The following is a 19,049-nucleotide window of genomic DNA, read 5'->3' as shown; positions in this document are numbered from 1 at the left end:
CGGTTCATTAAGACTGCAGTTAACTGCAGTCTTAATTTAGACTGATAAAGGATTCGGCTCTTTCAGCTTCTACCTCCATCGCATCACTCTCCTCTGTCGAGCTGGATTTATTCAACTGGCAAATGAACGATTTCTCTGCTAATCCCTTGTAATTTGTCGTTACTCTGCTGCCATTTACAGGCTGTCTGGCCTCATCTTCAACCACCTCTTTTTCGATGGTTTGTTGAAGTCTGCGGGTATATCTAATCTTAACAGCACCATCCACTTCGGTATTAAAATCATATTTGATTGGATGTACCCCTTCGTTGCCGCCCACATAGCTTCGAATTTCGAATTGATTCATAATAGCCATGAGAAGCTCTGGTGCAACTTTGTGTGTGAAAATTTTTCCTCGGCAGCGGCGCTGTTTTGCACCAAATGTTAAATCTGCTTGTAATTCTGCATGTTTATCCTTATTTGCTTCCGGATTAAATTCACGCGCATGCGGACCCCATTCCTTTTCATCAGTGGTAGCTATCCAGGTGGTATAATGAAGGTGGTCACCCGCCTTGACTTTAAACCTTTCACCTTCATATTCGATAGTAAAGCTTTCTTCGGCTTCACCAGGCTGGGCAAAAATAATAGTATACAGGCGCTCAACTTCTTTCATGTAAGTGAGCAAATCGGAATACGCTACGCCATCTGCAAAATACTTTTTAAAAGTTCCTTGCTGGCCAAACTCCACAAGACAATGCTCAATAAGCCGTCTGATGTTATCGCCGCCCGCAAATAGTAGTGCAATAATGATTTGTTTCTTTATCTCTGTACTGGTATCCCTGACATATTCAGGAGTCAAATAAGCAGGCTTGTTATCTTCCAGAATCTTGTCAATATACTCATCGAGATGCGCTGCGGCAATTTGACGAAGCTTTTCCATATTGCTGTAAGGATCCATAATGTGTTTAAAGGCCTGATGCGACACTTCTTCAATTGCCCTGGCTAATCTGCCAATCCAGGCTTCATCATTCCATTCTGTGTTAGGGTAGAAAGATTTGAGAAGAATCTTTAAAGAAAAGACCAGAAAATCAATCTCTATTGGCTCATTACTGGCAGAGCGCTCTTCAATCTGTTTAATTAAAGCATTTGTTTCATTGGTAATCACTTCGAGCGTATTCGTTTGAAATTCATGATGAATTGCATTGGGATTATTAAGGGAAGCAAATGACAAACTATGCATCTGGTTGAGAAAAGCGTTATGAATCTCTTCATTCGCGGTCAGTACCCCCATTCCAATGGCTTCAAGAATCGAGGAGAAAGCGCGGCCACGCTTAATTTTAGGTTTATCCGGGTGCTGGGTATACCATGTTTGATTAGATTGTGAGCAGGGAATTTGTTCAATTGCCAGCAGGATAGGCGCATTGCCTATCGCTACCACCTCTTGAACAATTTGGGGTGGGTAAAGTTTTGGAGAAATGACCGGTACCTTAAGCACTTTCGTTTTGTTGGGTGGCAGCGCGCGGTATAGATCATTTAAAAGGTGGTGAAAGGCATTGGGATCTTTTCTGGCATTGTACTTCCAGGCCAATATCGCTGTGTTCGCAATCGCACGACCATATACACGCAATTTTTTAATTGCTTTTCCTGTAACAAGGCTAAATCCACTTCTTGAATGCTTCTCTTTTTTTTCGGTATTCTTTTTCTCTATCCTTACTTCTTTCACCATATTCACTGCTCCAAAATTAACAATTTTTTTACTTTATCAAACCGCATGAAATCGATATTATCTGAGTCTAAAACCAGATACTCTGAAAAGCGGCACAAAAAACAGCCCAATCATTGTATAATATTTAATATAAATAATCAAAAAATAGTCAACAAAATACCATATTTCCCTTAAGGACAAGCTGATCATGAGCTACGAAAAAATGGATCATAGTATTATTCCTCCCCGTCTTGACAACCGCCATTATCCAGTGGGTACAGTCCTGGGTGAATTTTTTTATATTGGCGACAAGCCCGGTGGTGTAGAACCTGGATTTTTAGGGGTTAAAATTAATCCCGCATTTCAGCGGCGGTTAAGTGCTGCTATGCCAGGCGTTTTTAAAGAAAATATGTCGATAGAAGAGGTAAGGGGCACGCTTAAAAGTCTGGTTGATGCGCCCTTCAGTGATCGATATAGGGAACTGCAAAAATTTAGCGCCCAGATTGAGAAGGAAGGTAAAACTGGAACCTTGATGGTGCCGGGATCAGAAAAAATAGATTTATGGCTAATCAAACAGGATTATAACGATACGCCCAGCGGCAAAGTGTCTCCACCCAAAGATCGTTTGGAAAAAACCAATGCGATTAAATCATTGCCTTCTTTTGTAAAATCACCTGCTACCGTGGTTTACGAGAAGATCAGGCTCTCCGACCCTGAGGTGGAGAATACCAATGCGGTCCTGGAATATTTTGCCAATTCCGTGGCCAAGGCATATGGCATGAAGGTACAGGAACAGGAGCTTGCATTTGGCCGTTATGCGAATGGTAAACCCAAGATAATGACCGCCTGTAAATGGGAGCCTGGACTTAAAGTCTTTGAAGGCAAGTTACGGGGAAGCGTGAAGAAAGATTTGTATCAGGGCCATTTGGTGCAATTTGAAAACGGTGAGGCAAAAACAATTAATAACCGTTTTATTGCTGACGATGGCATCAAAGATCTAGGTGAATCTTTAGCACTGGTTATTTCACAGGGTGATCGTGATGTGCTGGGGTCGCAGGGACAAAATAAGGGTCAGTTGAACGACCAATTTTTTGGATTTGACTTTGGGCATGCCTATAGAGAAAAAAACCCGATTCTTGACAGTTTAAGAAATGATTTTACCTTTGTTCAACCGGAAGACAGCAACAAGAAATTTAAAAATATCTCGGTGTTTTATGATGCTTTGATGAGTGAAAAAATGATGGGGATGCTCTATCTTTATCGAATGGATCCTGATGCAGCGGGTAAAGTTTTCAGTACTCAGGAACGCAGTACGATTGAAAAAATGATTGAGGTGTATTCAGCTCACAGCCCCGCTTTCGCAGAGCGCATTAATCGAATTCAGCCGATCGATACTGTGTGCGATAAAGTGAAGTCCGAACTTTCAGCAAGAACCAATCAAAACATGCTCTTTGATCAGTATGTTCACGAGGTCGATGAGGCCTATCAACGGGCAACCCATGCCCATCAGACAATGTTTAAAATTTTTAGACAGAAAATGATGCTAGGCCCTCAGGAAATTGATGCGCTGGACAACTTAAATAAACTGAGCAATCCGACTTCAATTTTATCTGGCGACGGCAAGGTGGTTTTAGCGCATTTGCGCATAATGCCGACAGACAAGCCGGCGATTGTCTGGCAGGTCAGCCATCAGGATGGCAACCTGGTGTTCCAATGCGAGCCCCCAGCGCGCAGGGAAGAAGCCTATCATCTATTTCAAAATTATGTTGCCAATTTACGGGATAAAACAGGCGCTGATAGCTTTAAGATAACGCCAGAAGGGATTAAAGTACCCGCTGAGATGTTGCCGCAGTTTTCCAAATTGCTGGATGAGTCTGCTATTCTTACCCATAAAAAACAGGTAGCGCCCGCACACCATCCCAAAGCCGCTTATATGCCGAGGGAGGCGAGCAATTATTTTTCATCCAGCATCAACGTGCTCATAGAATCGGGAGAGGATGTAGCTAAATCCCCAGACTCCCTACAGAATTCCCGGGAATCAATTCCAGATGAATTTGAAGAGGATCTTCTGGAAGACAGTATAGATCTCAACAATAACAACTATTCCAGTAACAATAACAATAATAATCTTGCTGATGATATTTTCTCGTTTACAAGCTCAAGTTCCAGTTCTGCCCACAACATGTCTCATGAGGTCGATCATACGGATTGGCATCATCCAAGCTTTCTGCAAGGCACACACCAATTGCAACCCCATCCTCAGGAGTTGGAGCACGAAGTTTCCTCGAAATTCAAAAAGCAGATTCAAAAAATGGTGGGGGTGGAAAAAAAACCAATTGCCTTATCTGACCTGGAGGAACATGAGGACGAAAGTGAAGGAGAAAGTGAAACTGGTTCTGCTAAAATCAATCATTAATAAGGATATATATTTTAACAGGACTTTCTCCAGTAGATTACAATTAGAATAATGAGGAGATTTTTTCTCTTGTTATTCGATTGAATCAGGGAGAAAACCATGAGAAAGTCAGGATGGCTTTTAAGTCTTTTTTTAAGTGGAGTTGCTTGTCAAGTGCAGGCAACTGTCATTGTTTCCTATAATGAAATCTGGCATTGCCATGCACATGATACCGAGAAACGATATATCGCTTTTGCTAAAAGCGAATGGACTGCCTTAAAGAACGCCAAAACCCTTTGTAAAAGTGAAAGTAAACAACCCAAGACCTGCAGTATTTCGAGAGAGGATTGCGATGCATTGGTAAATGGCATATCCGTTCGTCCCTTATGGCAGTGTACCGCAATGGATAATTTAGCGCATGTCTGGAAAAGCGGCATTTATCGTGTTGCAGATAATGCAATTAATGCGGCGAAAATGAGATGCTATTCACATAGCGCTGTTCCGTCTACCTGCCATGTGAACCATCTAACCTGTAAAAATTTTAATCCATATTAATTTATATTTGGACGAATATTAAAGTCCGGTTTAAGATGAATGTCTCTGGAAAATAAGGAATGAATATGGACTTTCAAATGGATGGCAAAGTGGCTCTGGTTACTGGATCCACTGGCGGTATTGGACTTGCAATTGCAGAAGTACTTGCTGCGGAAGGAGCCTCAGTAATTATCAATGGTCGTTCCCTGCAGCGCGTGCACCAGGCAATGGATCACATCCGTTCCCTGCATCCTGCGGCCAAACTGGTTGCCGGACCTGCTGATCTGAGTACCAAAGAAGGTGTAAACAGCCTGATTCAGGCCATGCCTTCAGTTGATATACTGATTAATAATGTAGGAATTTACGAAATTAAATCCTTTATGGATATTTCGGATGAAGAATGGTTCCATCTGTTCGATGTTAATGTAATGAGCGGGGTACGCTTAAGCCGTCATTATTTACCCCTGATGCTGCAGAAAAATGAAGGGCGTATTATTTTTATCTCCAGCGAGTCAGGTTTACAGATCCCCCCTGAAATGATTCATTATGGAATGACCAAAACGGCACAACTCGCCATTGCACGTGGAATGGCCGAACTCACCGCTGGAACCAATGTCACCGTTAACAGCGTTCTCCCCGGTCCGACACAGAGTGAGGGGGTGAATGATTTTATTAAGAAAATCGGGCAGGAAAGATCACTGACAGCCCAGCAAATCGAACAGGAATTTTTCAATACTATGAGACCCTCATCGCTGCTCAAACGCTTTGCCAGCACCAAGGAAGTCGCATACATGGTCGCTTTCCTCTGCAGTCCGCTGGCTTCAGCGACCAATGGCTCATCGGTGCATGTAGACGGCGGTATTGTGCGTTCCATTGCCTAACCAGGGTACCTTAGAGATCCTCCCAAAATTAATCATCTTAACAGGGGCTTACGTACCGCGCTTTATGCGCGGTAACCATGAATAGGATGGTGGATTGTAATACTTTTTATTCATCAGAAACATTGCATGGATACAGCGCATAAAGAGCGGTTCGTAGCGTTTTTTATATGAGTCATATACTTATCCTCATATTTTGTGAGGATCGCTCAGGCTTCGACCGCGGGGCCCATGGTGCGCCGGACGGCTCTAATGGTAGAGCCATACAGGCAACCGGGTATTTCATTGACTGGTGATTACTGTTAAAAAGTAAGAAGGATAAAATCTAAATAGTACCATTCAGGTAAGAATTTTGATTTGTGCCCTCCCAGGCATTCCATTTAGGTCTATATCTTAATTAAAGGCTCTGTATTAAAACTGAAAAGAGGGCATGGGCGTGGCTATTATTGAGAAGGATAATTGCGGCTGTGGCTTTATTGCCAGCATCAATGGTAAAGCCTCTCATCGCATTATTAAATTGTCGCTGACTGCTTTACAGCGTCTGACCCATCGAGGGGCAGCTGGTGAAGATGGTCTGTCAGCTGATGGCTGCGGTGTAATGATTCAATTGCCTGAACTTTTCTTTCGAAAATATGCAAAAGAGCAGGGATGGCATCTGAACCCGCGCTTCGCCGTTGGAATGTGCTTTCTCAATCCAGCGTATCAGCAGGCTCAGAAAGAAAAGCTGGATGAGGCTTTGAATGCCCAGGGATTTTCCGTTGCAGGCTGGCGGGATCTGCCTGTTGATAGCCATTTTTGCGGAGCACATGCGCTTGGAAATTTACCTCATATTGCTCAGGTGTTAGTCAATATCGATGGTGCTTTGGAGCATAGCAAAGCAGAGGCGAAGCTTATGCTGGCCCGCCATCAGGTTTCAACAGGATTGAATGATGATCCTTTTTTTTATATTTGTTCCCTGTCAGCAAAGGTTCTTGTCTACAAGGCCTTGGTATTACCCCAATATTTACCTGCCTTTTATAAAGATTTGCGCAATACAAACCTGAAATCCGCATTTAGCCTGTTTCATCAACGATTCTCAACGAATACCTTACCCTCCTGGCGTCTTACCCAGCCTTTTCGTTTCCTGGCGCACAATGGTGAGATTAATACGATTCAAGGCAATCGACATGCTGTTTTAGCCCGTAGCAGGCTTTTATTGAATGAACAGCATCCCTGCCTTGATGATATCAGGCCTATTGTGGAGCCTGAGGCTTCTGATTCAGCCAGTCTGGATAATATGCTGGAGTTTCTTGTCCGCGGCGGCATGAGCGCCTTCCAGGCTATTCGTCTTCTTATTCAGCCCGCCTGGCAGAATCATAAAATGTTTGATGCTGCGCAGCAGGCTTTTTTTAACTATTGTGCTTTGCAAATGGAACCCTGGGATGGGCCAGCCAGTGTCGTGTTTACGGATGGTCAGATCGTTTGCTGTGCACTGGATCGCAATGGCTTTCGTCCGGCTCGTTATTTGCAAAGCAGGGATGGCCTGGTGCTTGTCTGCTCTGAAGCGGGTGTCATTGATCTTGCCGAAGAAAATATTCTTTGCAAGGGCAGGATTGGACCTGGTGAGCTTCTTGCTGTTGATATCCAGGCGCAGCAAGTAATGACCTCCGACTTTATTGATTCAATGCTTACGGCAAGTAGTCCTTATGCGGCGTGGTTGCAAGACTACACTTACCGCCCTCCGCTCAGGCTGCATCAGGCTTTAAGTGCCGAGAGTCTGGATAACAGCCAGGCTATCTTCTATCGAAAGTTATACGATATCAGCTATGAAGAGCTGCATGATGTGCTAAAAGTGATGGCAGAGACAGGAAAAGAGGCCACTGCCTCCATGGGAGATGATACACCCATAGCGCTTTTATCCACCCAGAACCGCCCATTATTCGATTATTTCAGGCAGCAGTTTGCCCAGGTTACTAACCCTGCCATGGACTCACTGCGTGAGTCGGTCATTATGTCAACTGAAATCACTTTGGGCCGGCAGCGAAATATTTTCGAAAGGAGTCCCGCGCATGCACAGCGTATTATTTTGCGATCCCCGGTGCTTTCTTCAGCGGAGTGGGAGCATCTTGCGGTTCTCGGCCCCTCAGGCTATCCCTGTGCAAATCTGGAGCTATCTTATACGCCGCAGGAAACCTTGGCAGATGCTATTGAGCGTCTCTGTTCGGAAGCATTACAGGCCGTTAATGAGGGCTTTGTCTTTTTGCGTTTGAGCGATATCGCAATTAATCCCCAGGATATCCCACTGCATCCGCTGCTTGCTGTTGGGGCTATTCATCAAAGCCTGGTTGAAACAGGAAAACGCTATGACTGCAATTTGCTGGTCGCTTCGGGTTGGGTAAGGGATCCGCATCATTTTGCTGCCTTGCTGGCCTACGGCGCTGCTGCCGTCTATCCTTATCTGGCTTATTCGTTAATCCATGATTTCCAAATAGAAAATGGGCTTGCCAATTACGTCAAAGCCATTGAAGGCGGCCTTTTGAAAATAAGCGCCAAAATGGGGATCGCCACGCTCGCCAGTTATTGTGGAACTCAATTGTTCGAAATCATTGGTTTGAGCCGGCAGGTTCTTAATCGTTGTTTTAGCCAAAGCGCTTCAAAACTGGAGGTTTTAGAGTTCGCTGATTTGGATAATCAGACCCGGGCATATTTTGATAATGCCCATAATCCCTACAGTCATCCGCGGCATGGAGGATTGTTAAAATATTTGCCCGATAATGAGTATCATGAATTCAATCCCGATGTGGTCATGGCTTTGCTTGAAGCCGCAAAACAAGGGGATCATCAACTGTATCAGCGTTTTTCAGAACTGATTCAGCAGCGGCCCTTCACTGCCTTGAGGGATCTGCTGCTTCTAAAACCTGCAGAAATAAGACTGCCGCTAGTGAATATAGAGCCTGCAGTGAGCATATTTCCCCGTTTTGAAACAGCGGCCATGTCCTTAGGTGCTCTGTCCCCTGAGGCGCATGAAGCCCTGGCAGTTGCCATGAACACCTTGGGGGGGCGATCCAATTCAGGCGAAGGGGGAGAGGCTGAGTATCGCCATAAAACAATCAAGCGTTCCAAGATAAAGCAAATCGCTTCTGGGCGGTTTGGGGTGACTGCTGATTTTCTCGTCAATGCCGATGTGATTCAGATTAAAATAGCCCAGGGGGCTAAACCGGGCGAAGGCGGGCAACTGCCAGGCAGCAAAGTTAATGAAACGATCGCCAGATTACGTTATTGCGGTGAAGGAGTGACATTAATTTCACCGCCGCCTCATCATGATATTTACTCGATTGAAGATTTGGCACAATTGATTTTTGATCTAAAACAGGTAAATCCAGAGGCCTTAATTGCGGTCAAGCTGGTTTCAGGCCCGGGTGTAGGCACTATTGCCGCCGGGGTAGTCAAGGCTTATGCCGATATTATAACTATTTCGGGTTACGATGGCGGTACCGGAGCGAGTCCGACTTCATCCATTAAATATACCGGCTCGCCCTGGGAGCTTGGTTTGCATGAAACGCATCAGCTGTTATTGGAAAATAATCTGCGGCATCGCGTTATTCTGCAAGTCGACGGCGGCTTGAAAACCGGAATGGATGTTGTGAAGGCTGCTCTTTTGGGAGCCGAAAGTTTTGGCTTTGGCACAGCGCCAATGGTTGCCCTGGGATGCAAATATTTAAGAATTTGCCATCTCAATAATTGTGCTACCGGGATAGCGACTCAGGATGATTTTCTAAGGGAAAATCATTATCAGGGAAGCCCTCAACGGGTTATCCACTATTTCAAATGGCTCGCTGAGGAAGTCAGGGAGATCCTCGCTGACCTGGGTTTTTCCAGCCTGCAGGAGATTATTGGCCGCAGAGATTTACTACAGAAAATAGCAAGCGATGATCCGTTTACCAGGCGCATCGATCTGTCTTTCATGCTTGATAAAACAGAATCGGATTCATCCTGGCAATGGCGGGATTTGCCAAAAACGAACAAACCCAGGGACAAGGCAAAACTGGCGCAAGGCATTCAGGAAGCTGTCGAACCGCTGCTTTCGATGTCTCAACCAGTACGCCTTCATTTCCCTATTCGTAATGACGATCGCTCAATCGGCGCGAGACTGGCAGGATATGTTGCAAAACAGTTTGGATTTAAAAAGCTGGCCGATGAAACCATTCAAATAGCATTTACCGGTAGTGCCGGACAAAGCTTTGGCGCCTGGACCTGCCAGGGAATTTCCCTTTGTCTGACTGGAGAGGCAAATGATTATGTCGCAAAAGGCATTAGCGGCGGAAAAATTGTCATCAAACCGCCAGCAGAGGCAAGCTACCCTTCTAATGAAATGACTATCGCTGGTAATACCTGCCTGTACGGTGCAACTGGAGGCTGCTGCTATATGGCCGGACAGGTAGGAGAACGTTTTGCGGTACGTAATTCAGGGGCGATTGCCGTCATTGAAGGTGCCGGTGCGCACTGCTGTGAATACATGACTGCTGGCGTTGTTCTTGTTTTGGGTGAAACGGGTATTAATTTCGGTGCCGGTATGACCGGCGGCCTGGCTTTTGTTCTGGATTTGAATGACAGCTTTTCGAAACAGTGCAATAGTGAGTTTATCGAATGGCATCGTTTGACAGATGCGGATAAAAGCGGATTTACTGATTTTCTTGAACAATTATTGGAAAATCATACCAGGGAAACCGGTAGTCGTTGGGGGCAACAGATTAAAGACTCTTTTGATGAGTATTTACCGCTGTTCTGGCTGGTTAAACCGAAGTCAACAGGTTGGGATACCTTGCTAATGTATGAAAGAAAGTAAACCTGTAGAATTCAAATTTTTAATCGATAAACGGCAGGAACCTGAAAAGCTGAGTCCTGAGGAGCGCATTCGTCACTCAGCATCTGTTTATTTATCCTATAGTCTGGAACAGGCTCAGAATCAGGCGGGACGCTGCCTTGATTGCGGCAACCCCTATTGTGCATGGCAATGTCCGGTACATAATCATATTCCGGAATGGCTGAAGCTTGTTGCTGAAGGGAGGCTGGATGAGGCAGCAGAACTGGCGCATCAAACCAACCCCTTCCCTGAGGTCTGTGGCCGTATTTGTCCTCAGGAGCGCCTCTGCGAAGGTGCTTGTACTCTGAATGATGGTTTGGGCGCAGTCACTATTGGCGCAATCGAGCAGTTTCTTGCCGACCGGGCATTAGCCAATGGCTGGAAGCCTGACATGAGCGGTGTTGTGCCCAATGGACAACGTGTTGCTATTATTGGCGCAGGCCCGGCAGGTCTGGCCTGTGCCTATGTTTTAGCTAAAAATGGCACGAAAGTCTCTGTTTTTGACAAGTATCCTGAAATTGGCGGTTTGCTCACCTTTGGTATTCCCGAGTTTAAATTAGAAAAAAAAATAGTGAAGCGGCGTCGTCAGATTTTAGAAGCGATGGGGGTTTGTTTTTACCTGAAAACAGAGGTCGGTTTTGATGTAAGTCCCAATGATTTACTGAATGAATACGATGCTGTATTCCTTGGCCTAGGTGCGGATAAAGGAAAAAAAGCAGGGATTTCGGGAGAGGAATTGCAGAACGTTTATCAGGCTTTAAATTTTCTGGTTTGCAATATCTATAATTTCCTTGATTTACCCGGCTATTCGCCACTGAAACTGGAAGGGCAACAAGTGGTGGTATTGGGAGCGGGCGACACGGCAATGGACTGCAACCGCAGCGCCTTGCGCCTTGGCGCTGCTTCCGTCAATTGCATTTATCGGCAGGGCATGCTGGATATGCCCGGAGCAAAAAAAGAAATCAAGAATGCGATTGAGGAAGGGGTGCATTTTATTTGCCATAAGCAGGCAGTTGAGCTTATTGGTGAAAAAAAAGTTGCTGCGGTTAAATTAACCAATACAGTAAAAAATGAGCGGGGCATTTTAGAGTTTCAACCAGGCAGTGAGTATCTTATGCCGGCGGATACAGTGATTATTGCTTATGGTTTTGATGCAAATCCGCCGCAATGGCTTCATCATCTCGATGTTGATTTAACAGAAAAGGGCCTTATTGATACTTCAGACAAAAAACACTACCCCTTTCAGACCTCCAATCCAAAAGTTTTTGCCGGCGGTGATATGGTTTTAGGCGCTGACTTGGTAGTAAGGGCTATTGCCCAGGGCAGTGCAGCGGCGAAAAGCATTTTGCGGTTTATGCAGGACGAAAAATAATGCGATGATGAATCTTTGCGAGTGTGCGGATCTGACTCTTCGGGGCGACAACCATCCGAATCTCTGCGGCTAAAGACCCATAGATATCTACACACATGTTGTACCCGCTCCGAATCCCCGCGGCAGCGACCGCGGGGCCCATACGAAGCCTATTTAGAATATCGGTTTTGCTAATTTAAGGATAATGTTTGAAAAACTTGTTCCAAACTGCTTTTAATTGCTTTTTTCGGCAACACTGCATTCATCGGAAGAGCATGTTCGGCTACCAGATATGGGCCCCGCGGTCGAAGCCGCGGGGATTCGGTGGTCGAAGTCGCGGGGATTCGGTGGTCGAAGCCGCGGGGATTCGGTGGTCGAAGCCGCGGGGATTCGGATGGCCAAAACGCGGGGATTCGAATAGTACAAAGTTGATAATCTTAGGCTAAAAATCTGACATTATCCGATTTCTATGTTAAGGTATTAGATCCCCCATAACAGATTAAGGAAAATCTCTATGAAGAAGTTTATTTTCTCACTCAGCCTATCCTTGCTACCCGTTTGTAATGCTGCTTTTGCCAATATCGATAATCAGGTCAGCACTGATGGGTTAGTTGTTGATAACCCATTCGGTGCTAACGTTATCATTTTTGATCCCAGTATGCAGCCCAGTGACATCAATAACAAAATTTTACAAATTTATAACCAGCAGAATAATCCGGCCAATAATTACTCTGTAGATTTTTCTGATAACCGTTATGCTTTTATATTTATGCCTGGAAAATACGGCAGTGCCTCTTCGCCTGTTGATGTAAGAGTCGGTGTATACACATCCGTGATCGGGGCAGGTCAGAAACCGGATGATGTGGTTATAACCGGTGCTGTTCGTACCCAGGATAGACCAAACCTGGGTGGAGTAACCACCGTTTTTTGGCGTTCGATGGAAAATCTGGCAATTCTGCCCACCCTGGGTTCTCTCACCGATGCCTCTATTCCTAAAAACCAGAACGTATGGGCTGTTTCACAGGCATCGCCTGCAAGGCGTATCCATGTGATGGGGGATTTACGCCTGAATGATGTGAGTTGGTCAAGCGGTGGTTTACTTGCTGATTCCCGGGTAGATGGAACCATTTATTCTGGCACACAGCAGCAATACCTGACTCGAAATACACAGTTTAAAGCCTGGAATGGCAGTAACTGGAATATGGTCTTTGTAGGAGTTACTCCAGGCAGTCAGATCCCTGGTGGTAACTGGCCGAATCCGCCCTACAGCGTCATAGCCAAGACACCTTTAATTAAAGAAAAACCCTATTTGGTATTTGACAAAGTAAGCAATCAATTTGCTCTTAATGTCAGAACGCGGCGCAAAAATGTCTCGGGTACGGATTGGCATATTGCAGGAAAAAATCTGCCGATTTCCTCTTTCTACATGGTAAAACCTGGTGACAGTGCCGCATCAATCAATGCTGCTTTGCGGCAGGGAAGCAATCTGTTTATAACACCTGGCGTTTATCACTTAACCGATACCATCAATATCACCAGAGCGAATACCATTGTATACGGTATGGGTTATCCAACCTTTGTTTCGGATACCGGTAAACCCATTATGGATGTCAGTGATGTTGAGGGTGTGCAACTTGCCGGTTTTATGATTGATGGGGGGCCGGTATCTGCACCCACTTTATTGCAGGTTGGCTCGTCTACCAACAACAAGACGCATATCGATCCTGTTTTCATCGATGATGTTTACTGCCGTGTGGGTGGTCCAAATAACTATAAGAGCAGGGCTGCCAGCTGCATGACTATTAACAGTAATGATGTGGTGATTGATAATACCTGGCTATGGAGGGCAGACCATGGGTCGAATGTGGGCTGGACTGACAATGTCGGCGATTATGGCATTATCATCAATGGGAATAATGTCAAAACCTATAATCTGATGTCCGAACATTTCGAAAAATACAATGTCCTTTGGAATGGAAACGGCGGAATTATGTATGAATTCCAATCCGAACCTGCTTATGATGTACCCAGTCAGCAAGCATGGATGGATGGGAATATTAATGGTTATGCCGTGTATAAAGTCGGAAATAATGTGACCAGTCATACAGCAATTGGCTTGGGTGTTTACACTAATTTTCGGAATGCCATCTGGATGGATAGCGCAATTTTAGCGCCGAAGCTGCCTGGTGTAAGCATATCGCATATCATTGGTTTTTGGCTGGGTGCGAATGGCAACTCAGGATATAGACATTCAGTGAATAATGATGGCTGTGGCGTCAATCAGGGCAGCAGGCTCTGCCAATATTCTGAGTGGAAATAGAGGCTCATCCTGAAGGGTTTGGCTCAATCCGTTCGGCCTGAGGAGCCGCTTTAGCGGCGTCTCGAAGGCTTCGCTTGGTGCCAAGCCTTCGAGACGGAGCGTTGCTCCTCTTCAGGCCGAACGGTGCTCTCATTTCATTCTTAAACGAATTTAAAAGTTAAATCCTCTTCTTCATCTGGTTTTTGATTCGTTACTTTTCCAGAGAAAAAACCAATCCCCGCGCCGACAACTGCGGCTATGAGCCCAATACCAATGAATTCAGGCTGGGCTAATATTATTCCAGCGATAATTAATCCGACACCGGCTGTTGCCATTAAGCCGCCAAATACCTGTAGATAAAATGAATAATTAGTACGTGCGGGAGCTGTCGGTGACGCATGGCTATAGGTATAAGCTTGGTCATGGAAACTATGAGCAGCTGAGGCTGGATTCGGACTGTAAGTGTCTGGGCGAGAGTATGACCTGGCTTGCTGTCTTGTTGGGTGGGAGCTTGTATTTTTAGTTTTCCGGGCCTTAGATATCCTGTCGGCAAGAGAGGAGTTATTGGCTGCCAGCCGCTGCAAGGAATCTTCAGTACTAAATAAAAGGGCGATTTTTTCGGGGGCATGGCGAACCATATCAGAGGCTATAGAGTAGTGCGCTTTTTCCAGGGCAATAAATTGATCCGCCTTGGTGAATAATCCAATAATTCTATCGGGTGCTTTTTTGAATAGATCAGAAGCAAGGGATGAATGTGCCACCTCCAATGCCATAAATTGTTCAAAAGTTGTAAAAAGGGAAGCAATTTTAGCAGGATTATGTCTAAACAAATCATAAGCAAGAGATGAATGGGCTGTTTCTAAAGCCATGAATTGGTCGAAACTAGTAAAAAAGGAAGCAATTTTGGCGGGCGCTTTCCTAAATAAATCATAGGATCGGGATGAGTTTGCTGTTTCTAAAGCCATGAATTGTTCATAGCTCGTAAAAAAATCGGCAACTCTGGCTGTCTGCTTGTTAAGCAGATCAGCCGCAAGCGATGAATGAGCTTTCTCCAAGGCCATAAATTGGTGAAAGTTTTGAAAAAAAGAAGCAACCTTCGGAAAGTTATGGTGAAATAAATCAGAGGCCAATGAAATTGATGCCTCTTCCAGAGCCATAAAATCATTGTAGCTGTTAAATAACACTTCTATTTTAGCAGGTGCAACCTTGAACAACTGACTGGCAAAACCACTACTAATCTTAACCAGCTTCATGAATGCGGACAATGTATTGTATAAATCGGCAATTTGATTACCTGCAGCGTTTACCAGGTAATAAATGGGTTCATAAATTTCTCTTATTATCTCGGTGGATAGGTTATGCGAGGGTAGCATCGCGTAATACATTGCTGCCAGTCGTTCCACTTCGTCTCGGGAGGTAAATAGCCTCGTAAGATCCATCTCTTTGGATTGTAGCCACAGGAGTGCCTTCTTAGGGTTGGATTGATAAAGTGAAATAAACTCGTCTGCGGTTAATATTGCCATTTTGGTTACCGTTTTGCCAAACGAGCAAAGGTAGCAAATTAGCTAAAATATATCAACAAGAGATGGGCTTTAGCCCACCTCTTCAAATTTAATTATTGGAAGCAGGTTTCGAAGTCAAGCCGTCTGTCTTTTTACCGCAGCATTTAATACCGTCAGTCGTGACACAGGAGCATTGGCCTTTGGGTATGCCCGCACAGGAAGACTGGCAACCATTGGCAGCTTGACCTTGTGTACTTAGAGTCTGGCCGGCAAAAGAAACAGGGCTGATAAAAAATAGGCTGCTTAAAAGAATGGAACCAAAAAGTTTAATATTCATTAGTAACTCTCCTTGTTATAAAAATAAATCATTCATGAAAAGTTTAGACAGTTAAATGGAAAATGCAAACCGATTTCCAAGGAAAGAACTATACTGATAATTAACAAAATACCCTTGTTAACCGAGATAGATCATGGTCATAAAAATAATCATTGGGTTTCTTATTATTGTGTTTGGATTAATTGGTTTGCGAAAGCTGACCTGGCCCACTAATCCATATCCCCAACAACAGGCAGCTTCAGATACCATCCCTCAATTTAATACGGTGGATGTGGATTTCGTTCATCAATTTAATAATGAGAAGTCCTTGCCTTTTATGGGCGCGGCCATTTTTAATCTCGAAGGCAATGACGAGCAATATCTATTTGTGGGAGGGGGGTATAATCAAGAGGATAAATTGTTCAAATTTTCAAGTGGGCAATTTATTGATGTTTCTGCCAAGGCCGGCCTGCAAAAACCGGCGAATGACACTACGTATGGGGTGGTTGCAGTGGATGCTAACCGCGATGGCTTACCCGATTTATTTGTCGCTCGCGACAGTGGCATATACTATTACGAAAATCAGCAAGGCAAATTTAAAATCAGCAAGCTGGATATTCCGCTTGATCACCGCTACTCGCCCATCTCCATTGCCACTGCTGATTTACAGAAAAAAGGCCTGGTTGATTTATATGTCGCGGCTTACATTAAGCCGGCGTTTGTTGAGGGGCAAACCATTTTTAACAAGAAAGATTATGGTGCTAAAAGCCTTTTACTAAAGAATAATGGCGACAACACGTTCACAGATGTTACTGATAGTGCCGGGTTAAATTATATCCATAACACTTTCCAGGGCGTCTTTGTGGATTTGGACGGGGATAATGAACTGGACCTGGTTGTTGCCCATGATACAGGCCAGGTGCGGACTTATAAAAATCTGGGCAATATGCGCTTTCAATATATGCCGAACCCCACCTCCGGTTTGTATTCCTATCCCATGGGGATTGCAGTAGGGGATTATAATAATGATGGGCTGCCTGATCTTTTTTTCAGTAACATCGGCCCTTCCTATTGGTGGAACATCGGTTCTACTCCCCCCGGCTTTATAGTCCGAGGCGATTTAAGAAAAGACCAGACCTTGCTGCGCGATAATATATTCCTGGCAAACAAGGGTAATTTCCAGTTTGAGGATGTAGCCAAACAGACTATGACCGCGGACTATGAATTCGGCTGGGGTGTAATATTTCAGGATTTTACCAATGATGGAACCCAGGATTTGGTTATAGCGCAAAATTATATTGGTTATCCCTTACATAAACTGTTCCGTCTGCCTGGGCGGCTTCTGAAAGAGTTACCCGATCAAACCTACGCTAGCATTGAAAAACAAGCCCATGCCGAAGATCCTTATTATGCTATATCTCCGTTGAGTACAGACTTTACCGGAAATGGCTATCCTGATCTGGTTTACACCAATCTCAATGGACCGCTTAAAGTATTTCTGAATACAAAAGGAGGGGGCAACAACTATGTAAAAGTCCAGCTTCCTTACGCACCTGAAGCCTTGGGAGCAGTAATCAAATTAAAATTTAAAAATGGGAAAGTGTTGACCCGATTTTTCGTACCTACCCAGGGCTTATGTGCTTATCAGGGAAATCAGATTACATTGGGCCTGGGTAAGGAAACTGAAGTTGATCAGTTGAGTATTCACTATATGAATGGAACCGATAAAGTAATCGATAATCCTGTCATCAATAGCATTGTGCGCCCTTAATTTCTAAGCCGAAAGGCTAACCAGGTTGAGAGGGCAAAAAAGAGAGTATAGGTTACATTCATGGCGATCGGCATAATGTATTTGCCGATTGCAGGAGTGATAAAATAAATTAAAAAAATACTCACCAAAATGAAAAAAGGATTAAAAACCCACATCCACAGAGGGTAATTGGTTGTGCCTGTCCAAACGAGATAAATGAATCCGGCCGACATAATTAAAGTGGTAATGCGTATAATTTGCAGCAGGGATTCGCTATAAAGTTGATAGGAAGCAATTAATTCCCCATTCGCTGGCGTCTGATTTTGAACAATTGCGGCGATCATTGCCCGGGATCCAATCCATACAATACCCATGATAAAGCCATAGCCCGCAATCAGGGCAACAATAGCAGGTAGTTTTCCGCCTGCCGGGGCCAGCATTTGATAAAGATGCCAAAAACCAACCAGATAAAAAGGAGCGGCTAACACCGCTATAAAATGCCCCCATAACAGGCGCTTGGGGGAAATATCATGAAAAAAATGATAAGGGATTTTTGAGCCGTAGCCCGCAGGAGTATAGTGGAGCAGAAATTCGCCGGTTCCTACTAATATGGCAGCTGCTAATCCGATTAAGCCAGTTACAATTATTTTGTCTATGCTCATAGTAGTGGTTCCTTATGTGGAAACAATAAATGACAGGTAATAGGTATACTATGAAATCAGGCGCTGTAGAACAGCCAAATGATGATTGGTTAAAAAATATTTATGAGCGTTCCCGCAAAGAAACAAAGATGCTTCCCAATCTTTTTAAAGTAATGGCTAATGCCCCAGAGCTTTTACAATCGTATCTTGATACCTATAAGTTATTCAGCCAGCATTCTGGGTTCACGCCAGAAGAGCAACAGATCATCTTTCTGGTAATCAGTTATGAAAATGGTTGTAACTATTGCCTGGCTGCGCACAGCACAGTCGCTAATTTTTCTGCCGGACTTTCATATGAAGTCACTGATGCTATCTGCAATGATACCGCTATACCCGTTTCCAAGTATCAACTTCTTGCCGATTTCACGCGGGAGATGTTGTGGAGCCGGGGCAGGCCTTCGGAGTCAAAAACAACTGAATTTCTCTCTGCCGGTTACACAGAAAAGCAAATACTGGATATTATTCTGGCTATATCATTAAAAACGCTTTCAAATTACACAAATCATTTATATAACACTCCCATAGACAGTGTATTCAAAGCCCAGCAATCCAGAATAGGAAAATTGGCGGCACGGGTGTTTCAGAGCTTTAACCGGAACAAATAGAGCGCTGCAAGCTATTCAGGATAGAATTTTTATTTTATTTCCCAATACATTGAGAAATTCTCTCTGTGTAATATAATCCCTTCTGGAAGCAGGGCCTCGCAGGTTCAGTTAATGTCAGTTTGCCCATTCAAGTGGTACGGAATTTCTGCAGCTATGGAATTTGCACAAGTTTTAAAAGTCGTATTGGCCATGCA

General features: G+C 44.4%; 12 protein-coding genes. 8 read left to right on the top strand and 4 right to left on the bottom strand.

Annotated elements, in window-relative coordinates; genetic code table 11:
• Positions 1–31 precede the first annotated feature (31 nt).
• The gene (locus DYH42_RS12240) at positions 32–1,702 is read right to left on the bottom strand and encodes a cytochrome P450 family protein (protein WP_058522489.1); all 1,671 of its coding nucleotides are present in this window, start codon (positions 1,700–1,702) and stop codon (positions 32–34) included.
• A 187-nt stretch (positions 1,703–1,889) separates the two neighbouring features.
• Here DYH42_RS12240 and DYH42_RS12235 point away from each other — a divergent pair, with 187 nt between their 5' ends.
• From DYH42_RS12235 to DYH42_RS12210, 6 genes are all read left to right on the top strand, one after another.
• Positions 1,890–4,097: a hypothetical protein gene (locus tag DYH42_RS12235; RefSeq protein ID WP_058522488.1), complete on the top strand. Its 2,208-nt coding sequence runs from the start codon at positions 1,890–1,892 to the stop codon at positions 4,095–4,097.
• Between the two features lie 99 nt (positions 4,098–4,196).
• Positions 4,197–4,631 carry a hypothetical protein gene (locus DYH42_RS12230; RefSeq protein WP_058522487.1) on the top strand — a complete coding sequence of 145 codons (435 nt, stop codon included), beginning with the start codon at positions 4,197–4,199 and terminating at the stop codon, positions 4,629–4,631.
• Between the two features lie 65 nt (positions 4,632–4,696).
• On the top strand, positions 4,697–5,491 hold the full coding sequence (locus DYH42_RS12225; RefSeq protein WP_058522486.1) for an SDR family NAD(P)-dependent oxidoreductase: 795 nt from the start codon (positions 4,697–4,699) through the stop codon (positions 5,489–5,491).
• A 433-nt stretch (positions 5,492–5,924) separates the two neighbouring features.
• Positions 5,925–10,313 (top strand): glutamate synthase large subunit, encoded by a 4,389-nt coding sequence (gene gltB, locus DYH42_RS12220; RefSeq protein ID WP_202814578.1) that lies wholly within the window; start codon positions 5,925–5,927, stop codon positions 10,311–10,313.
• Positions 10,300–11,703, top strand: a complete 1,404-nt coding sequence (locus tag DYH42_RS12215) for an FAD-dependent oxidoreductase (protein WP_058522484.1) — start codon at positions 10,300–10,302, stop codon at positions 11,701–11,703. The genes gltB and DYH42_RS12215 overlap by 14 nt, the downstream gene beginning before the upstream one ends.
• A gap of 493 nt (positions 11,704–12,196) precedes the next feature.
• The gene (locus DYH42_RS12210) at positions 12,197–14,002 is read left to right on the top strand and encodes a hypothetical protein (protein WP_058522483.1); all 1,806 of its coding nucleotides are present in this window, start codon (positions 12,197–12,199) and stop codon (positions 14,000–14,002) included.
• Positions 14,003–14,142: 140 nt separating this feature from the next.
• Here the strand turns inward: DYH42_RS12210 and DYH42_RS12205 are convergent, their stop codons facing one another.
• The gene (locus tag DYH42_RS12205) at positions 14,143–15,504 is read right to left on the bottom strand and encodes a hypothetical protein (RefSeq protein WP_058522482.1); all 1,362 of its coding nucleotides are present in this window, start codon (positions 15,502–15,504) and stop codon (positions 14,143–14,145) included.
• An 88-nt stretch (positions 15,505–15,592) separates the two neighbouring features.
• On the bottom strand, positions 15,593–15,820 hold the full coding sequence (locus DYH42_RS12200; protein WP_058522481.1) for a hypothetical protein: 228 nt from the start codon (positions 15,818–15,820) through the stop codon (positions 15,593–15,595).
• Between the two features lie 133 nt (positions 15,821–15,953).
• Here DYH42_RS12200 and DYH42_RS12195 point away from each other — a divergent pair, with 133 nt between their 5' ends.
• The gene (locus DYH42_RS12195) at positions 15,954–17,570 is read left to right on the top strand and encodes an FG-GAP repeat domain-containing protein (protein ID WP_058522480.1); all 1,617 of its coding nucleotides are present in this window, start codon (positions 15,954–15,956) and stop codon (positions 17,568–17,570) included.
• On the opposite strand, the gene DYH42_RS12190 is transcribed toward DYH42_RS12195, so the two are convergent.
• The gene (locus DYH42_RS12190) at positions 17,567–18,211 is read right to left on the bottom strand and encodes a DUF6796 family protein (RefSeq protein ID WP_058522479.1); all 645 of its coding nucleotides are present in this window, start codon (positions 18,209–18,211) and stop codon (positions 17,567–17,569) included. The genes DYH42_RS12195 and DYH42_RS12190 overlap by 4 nt on opposite strands.
• A gap of 29 nt (positions 18,212–18,240) precedes the next feature.
• Between DYH42_RS12190 and DYH42_RS12185 the strand changes: the two genes are divergently transcribed.
• Positions 18,241–18,855, top strand: coding sequence for a carboxymuconolactone decarboxylase family protein (locus DYH42_RS12185; RefSeq protein WP_058522478.1), 615 nt, complete (start codon positions 18,241–18,243; stop codon positions 18,853–18,855).
• Positions 18,856–19,049: the final 194 nt, after the last annotated feature.

The sequence above is a fragment of the Legionella birminghamensis genome (assembly GCF_900452515.1).
GTDB lineage: Bacteria > Pseudomonadota > Gammaproteobacteria > Legionellales > Legionellaceae > Legionella_C > Legionella_C birminghamensis.
Note: the sequence above shows the minus strand (reverse complement) of the source record. Positions and strands in the feature narration are given on the sequence as shown.